The 5,388-nt window shown below is 71.7% G+C and carries 3 protein-coding genes; all 3 read left to right on the top strand.

The genetic code is table 11. From position 1 onward, the window contains the following. Positions 1-491 precede the first annotated feature (491 nt). From GL263_RS20540 to xdhC, 3 genes are read left to right on the top strand one after another with little or no spacing between them, the layout of a single operon-like run. Complete coding sequence (locus GL263_RS20540; RefSeq protein WP_182857206.1) at positions 492-1,955, top strand: xanthine dehydrogenase small subunit; 1,464 nt, start codon at positions 492-494, stop codon at positions 1,953-1,955. Beyond that, complete coding sequence (gene xdhB, locus GL263_RS20535; RefSeq protein ID WP_182857205.1) at positions 1,952-4,414, top strand: xanthine dehydrogenase molybdopterin binding subunit; 2,463 nt, start codon at positions 1,952-1,954, stop codon at positions 4,412-4,414. The genes GL263_RS20540 and xdhB overlap by 4 nt, the downstream gene beginning before the upstream one ends. A gap of 1 nt (position 4,415) precedes the next feature. After that, entirely contained in the window at positions 4,416-5,225 is an 810-nt protein-coding gene (gene xdhC / locus GL263_RS20530; protein WP_182857204.1) for a xanthine dehydrogenase accessory protein XdhC, read from the top strand. Positions 5,226-5,388 lie beyond the last annotated feature (163 nt).

The raw sequence follows: 5,388 nt of genomic DNA, 5'->3' as shown, positions 1-5,388 counted from the left end.
CCGTCCCCCACAGAACCCCGGCCCCCCGCTGACCACGTCTGGCTACCCGCGCAGCCCGCCCCGGGGCTTTCGCCCGCGGCCCAGCCCGCGATCGGACCGGTTCTCAAGGCGTTCGGACCCTTACCGTGTGTCCACATTCCAAGGCCCACCTCTTGACAGGTGTGGTCCCTGCCACTAATTTGCGGTACAAGTCGATCCGTATAACCATCGAAAGGAGGCGACCGGCAGATGAACGCCAACTCTGACCTTGGTCGTCTCGCCCAGAGCACTGTCTGGGTTCCGGGTCGGATCGCGCACGGCTGCTGAGCAAGCCGTTCTGATGCGCCTTTCTGCGGCGCATTCCGGGTTTCCCCGCCATTACTTTCCGGTACGCCGCTGACGCGTGCCGTTCTGCGCCCGACCGTCTCCTGTGCGCGCCCGAACACAGAAAGCTGCCTGGAATTGGCGAACATGATGAATCGACCGATCATGCACCGAAACGAAGGTCTGTCATGACAGAGGCGCGGATCACGGTCAACGGGAAAGAAACACCGATCTCGCCGTGCGCACCCCACACCACGGTCCTGGATTTCCTGCGGGAGCGCGGGCTCACCGGCACCAAGGAGGGCTGCGCGGAGGGTGAGTGCGGCGCCTGCTCGGTCCTGGTGGCCCGCCCCGGGGTGGACAAGCCCACCGACTGGGTGGCGGTCAACGCCTGCCTGGTCCCGGCCGCGGCGCTCGACGGCCAGGAGGTCGTCACCTCCGAAGGTCTCGCCGGCGCCGGCGAACCCGGCACGCCTCCCGCCCTGCACCCGGTGCAGGAGGAGATGGCGGTCCGCGGCGGCTCCCAGTGCGGGTACTGCACGCCGGGCTTCGTCTGCAGCATGGCCGCCGAGTACTACCGGCCGAACCGCTGTGCGCACGGGGACGCCGCCGACGGCACCGATGCCGAGCACGGCCCGAACGGGTTCGACCTGCACGCGCTGAGCGGCAACCTGTGCCGCTGCACCGGCTACCGCCCGATCCGCGATGCCGCGTTTGCCGTCGGGACGCCCACCGACGAGGACCCGCTGGCGCGACGACGCGAGCAGGCGCCGCCCGCGCCGGTCGCCACCGACTACGCCCAGGACGGCAGCGCGTTCCTGCGGAAGGAGACCCTGGCGGAGACGCTGCAGGTGCTGCGCGAGCGCCCTGACGCGGTGGTGGTGGCCGGCTCCACCGACTGGGGCGTAGAGGTCAACATCCGTTCCCGCCGAGCGGGTTGCGCGGTCGCCGTCGACCGCCTCCCCGAACTGCGGGAACTGCGCGTCGAGTCCGACGTGATCGAGATCGGCGCGGCGCTGACGCTCACCGAGATCGAACGCCGCCTCGACGGCGGTGTCCCGCTCCTCGCGGAACTCTTCCCGCAGTTCGCGTCCCGGCTGATCCGCAACGGTGCCACCCTCGGCGGAAACCTGGGCACCGGCTCGCCCATCGGCGACAGCCCGCCGGTGCTGCTCGCCCTTGAGGCCTCGCTGGTGCTCGCCGACGCCGACGGTGAGCGCGAGGTCCCGCTGGCGGACTACTTCACCGGCTACCGGCAGAGCGTGCGCCGTCCCGGCGAGCTGATCCGCGCGGTGCGCGTTCCGCTCCCGCTGTCGCCGGTCGTGGCCTTCCACAAGATCGCCAAGCGGCGCTTCGACGACATCTCCAGCGTCGCGGTCGCCTTCGCGGTCGACGTCCGGGACGGCATCGTCCGCAAGGCCCGCATCGGCCTGGGCGGCGTCGCCGCGACCCCCGTCCGCGCCCTCGCCACCGAGGAGGCCCTGGAGGGCAGGCCGTGGTCGGCGGAGACCGCCCGGACCGCGGCACAGGTACTGCGGGGTGAGGGCACGCCGATGAGCGACCACCGCGCCAGCTCCGCGTACCGCTCCGCGATGCTCGGCCAGAGCCTGCTGAAGCTGCACGCCCAGACCACCGAGGCGGTGTCGTCATGAGTCACCTGTCCGAGCGCCCCGAGATGCCCGTCGTCGGCCTCTCGATGCCGCACGAGAGCGCCGTCCTGCACGTCACGGGTACCGCGCTCTACACCGACGACCTCGTGCAGCGCACCAAGGACGTGCTGCACGCCTACCCGGTCCAGGTCATGAAGGCCCACGGCGCGGTCACCGCGCTGCGCGCCGAGCCGGCGCTCGCCGTGCCCGGAGTGGTCCGGGTGCTGACCGGCTCGGACGTGCCCGGCGTCAACGACGCCGGTATGAAGCACGACGAGCCGCTCTTCCCCGACGAGGTCATGTTCCACGGCCACGCGGTCGCCTGGGTGCTCGGCGAGACCCTGGAGGCGGCCCGGCTCGGTGCGGAGGCCGTCGAGGTGGAGCTCGACGAGCGGCCCGCGCTGGTCACGCTCCAGGACGCGATGGCGGCGGGGAGCTACCACGGCGCCAGGCCGCTGATGGAGACCGGCGACATCGACGCCGGCTTCGCCGACTCCGCGCACGTGTTCACCGGCGAGTTCCAGTTCGCCGGCCAGGAGCACTTCTACCTGGAGACCCACGCGTCCCTCGCCCAGGTCGACGAGAGCGGGCAGGTGTTCATCCAGAGCAGCACCCAGCACCCGTCGGAGACGCAGGAGATCGTCGCCCACGTGCTCGGTGTGCCCTCGCACGAGGTGACCGTGCAGTGCCTGCGGATGGGCGGCGGCTTCGGCGGAAAGGAGATGCAGCCGCACGGGTTCGCCGCCGTCGCCGCGCTCGGCGCCAAGCTGACCGGCCGCCCGGTCCGGTTGCGCCTCAACCGGACGCAGGACCTGACGATGTCCGGGAAGCGGCACGGGTTCCACGCCTCGTGGAAGATCGGCTTCGACGCCGACGGCCGCATCCAGGCGCTCGACGCGACGCTGACCGCGGACGGCGGCTGGAGCCTGGACCTCTCCGAGCCGGTCCTCGCCCGGGCGCTGTGCCACATCGACAACACCTACTGGATCCCGAACGCGCGCGTCGCCGGCCGCATCGCCAGGACCAACACCGTCTCCAACACCGCCTTCCGCGGCTTCGGCGGACCCCAGGGCATGCTGGTGATCGAGGACATCCTCGGCCGTGTCGCGCCGCGGCTCGGCCTCGACCCCATGGAGCTGCGCGAGCGCAACTTCTACCAGCCGGGCCAGGGCCAGACGACGCCGTACGGCCAGCCCGTCACCCAGGCCGAGCGGATCGCCACCACCTGGCAGCAGGTCAAGGAGAACGCCGGCCTCGCCGACCGCCGGCGCGAGATCGCCGCCTTCAACGCCGCGCACCCCCACACCAAGCGGGCGCTCGCGATCACCGGCATCAAGTTCGGCATCTCGTTCAACCTCACCGCCTTCAACCAGGGCGGGGCGCTGGTGCTGATCTACAAGGACGGCTCGGTCCTGATCAACCACGGCGGCACCGAGATGGGGCAGGGTCTGCACACCAAGATGATCCAGGTGGCCGCGACCACCCTGGGCATCCCGGCGCACAAGGTCCGCCTCGCCCCGACCCGCACCGACAAGGTGCCCAACACCTCGGCGACAGCCGCCAGTTCCGGAGCAGACCTCAACGGCGGCGCCATCAAGAACGCCTGCGAACAGCTGCGCGGGCGGCTGCTGCAGGTGGCCGCCTCGCAACTGGGCGCGAACGCGTCGGACGTACGCATCGTCGAGGGCGTGGCACGCGCCCTGGGCAGCGACGCGGAGCTGGCCTGGGACGACCTGGTGCGCACCGCGTACTTCCAGCGGGTGCAACTGTCGGCGGCCGGCTTCTACCGGACCGAGGGGCTGCACTGGGACGCCAAGACGTTCCGGGGCTCGCCGTTCAAGTACTTCGCCAACGGCGCCGCCGCGACCGAGGTCGAGGTCGACGGCTTCACCGGCGCGTACCGCATCCGGCGGGTGGACATCGTGCACGACGTCGGCGACAGCCTCTCCCCGCTGATCGACATCGGGCAGGTCGAGGGCGGATTCGTGCAGGGCGCGGGCTGGCTGACGCTGGAGGACCTGCGCTGGGACACCGGCGACGGACCGCACCGCGGACGGCTCCAGACCCAGGCGGCCAGCACGTACAAGCTGCCGAGCTTCTCCGAGATGCCGGAGGAGTTCAACGTCACGCTGCTGGAGAACGCCACGGAGGAAGGCGCGGTCTACGGCTCCAAGGCCGTGGGCGAGCCTCCGCTGATGCTGGCCTTCTCGGTGCGGGAGGCGCTGCGGCAGGCCGTCGCCGCGTTCGGGCCGGGTGGGGTCGGCGTCGAGCTGGCGTCCCCCGCGACGCCGGAGGCGGTGTACTGGGCGATCCAGTCGGTCCGCCAGGACGACAACGCCCGCGACGGCTTCCCCGGTGACGGCGTGGCCCGCGACGGCCACGCCGGTGCCGGCCGCGCCGCGAACGGGCAGGCCACGGGCGCCGGGACCCGAACCGGCTCGGAAGCGCTGAGCGGTGCCTGACATGACGTGGATCGCCGCGGTCGCGCGGTTGCGAGCACGCCGGGAGCCCGGTGTGCTGGTGACCGTCGCGGCCGTGCGCGGTCACGCCCCGCGAGACGCCGGCGCCAAGCTTGTCGTGGGGCGGACCGGGACGTGGGGCTCGATCGGCGGCGGCAACGTCGAGGCCGTCGCGATCGACCGGGCCCGGGAGATGATCGCCACGCTCAAGCCGGAGCCGGAGCTGATGGAGTTCGCCCTGAACGACAAGGTGACCAACCAGCACGGCGTGCAGTGCTGCGGCGGCCAGGTCTCGGTGCTGCTCGAACCACTGCCGGTGGTACGGGCGGTGGCCATCTTCGGCGTCGGCCACGTCGGGCTGGAACTCGCGCGCGTCCTGGCACGACAGGACCTCGACCTCCACCTGGTCGACAGCCGCTCCGACCTCCTCTCCAAGGAGCGGCTCGACGTACTCGCGGACGCCGTGGCGCAGGTGCACACGCACCACACGCCACTGCTGCCCGAGGAGGTGCTGGAAGAGATGCCGCACGGCACCCACGTCCTGATCATGACCCACGACCACGCCGAGGACGCCGCCCTCTGCGACGCCGCCCTGCGCACCCCCCATCTCGGCTCCATCGGGCTCATCGGGTCGGCGGCCAAGTGGGCGCGGTTCCGCAAGCGCCTCTCCGAGGAGGGCGGCCACGACAACGCCGCGATTCATCGGATCAAGACCCCCATCGGACTGGCCGACATCACCGGCAAGGAACCCGCGACGATCGCCGTGAGCGTCGCCGCGGACCTGCTGCGCACCTTCGAAGCCGACGCGACCTGACCCCGGATCGCCCGCGCCTGCGCCGGCGGTGAGGTCGACAGGGCCCCCTACCGTCGGCGCGGGCCCTCCGCCGGTCCCGGCAAGCGGGGCCGCGCGAGTCGAGGCCGTCGAACGCGGCCCCCCGGCCACAGGCGATCGGCTGCGCCCCCGCACCTGTCTCTTA

The organism is Streptomyces durbertensis (assembly GCF_014156695.1).
In the GTDB taxonomy this organism is placed as follows: domain Bacteria; phylum Actinomycetota; class Actinomycetes; order Streptomycetales; family Streptomycetaceae; genus Streptomyces; species Streptomyces durbertensis.
The sequence above is the reverse complement of the archived record's forward strand: the minus strand, read 5'-3'. Positions and strand labels throughout refer to the sequence as shown.

Coding starts and splice junctions, on each gene's coding strand:
- GL263_RS20540 (WP_182857206.1), top strand. CDS start 492: ATGACAGAGGCGCGGATCACGGTCAACGGGAAAGAAACACCGATCTCG.
- xdhB (WP_182857205.1), top strand. CDS start 1,952: ATGAGTCACCTGTCCGAGCGCCCCGAGATGCCCGTCGTCGGCCTCTCG.
- xdhC (WP_182857204.1), top strand. CDS start 4,416: ATGACGTGGATCGCCGCGGTCGCGCGGTTGCGAGCACGCCGGGAGCCC.